Raw genomic sequence first — 502 nt, forward strand, 5'->3', positions numbered from 1 at the left:
GGCTTGCCCTGTGGGGCGGGTGGGAAGGATGTCGCTGTGCCCAAGCCTTACCCGGAGGAGTTCCGCCAGGACGTCGTGCGGGTCGCGAGGAACCGCGGGCCGGGTGTGACGGTCGAGCAGGCGGCCACCGGCTTCGGAGTCCATCCGATGACGTTGTGGAAGTGGATGCGTCGTGCGGACATCGACGACGGGAGCAAGCCCGGGACGACCAGCCAGGAGAGTGCAGAGCTTCGGGAAGCACGTCGGCGGATCAAGCTGCTGGAGCAGGAGAACGAGGTTCTGCGCCGGGCCGCGGCCTATCTGTCGCAGGCGCATCTGCCGGGAAAAGGATCTACCCGCTCGTGAAGGAGCTGGCCGGGGACGGGGTGCCCGTCACGGTTGCGTGCCGGGTGCTGAAGCTCGCCAGACAGCCCTACTACCGCTGGCTGGACCAGCCGGTGACCGATGCCGTGCTGGAGGAGGCGTATCACGCGAACGCGCTGTTCGACGCGCACCGTGACGA

Annotated in this window: 1 protein-coding gene; it reads left to right on the top strand. The window is 67.9% G+C overall.

What is annotated here, in order from left to right:
• On the top strand, positions 1–345 hold a 345-nt coding region (locus tag LQ326_RS47430; RefSeq protein ID WP_234545413.1), incomplete at its 5' end, for a transposase.
• Positions 346–502: the final 157 nt, after the last annotated feature.

Origin of the sequence: Streptomyces shenzhenensis, from assembly GCF_021462265.1 — a bacterium.
GTDB classification, from domain to species: domain Bacteria; phylum Actinomycetota; class Actinomycetes; order Streptomycetales; family Streptomycetaceae; genus Streptomyces; species Streptomyces shenzhenensis.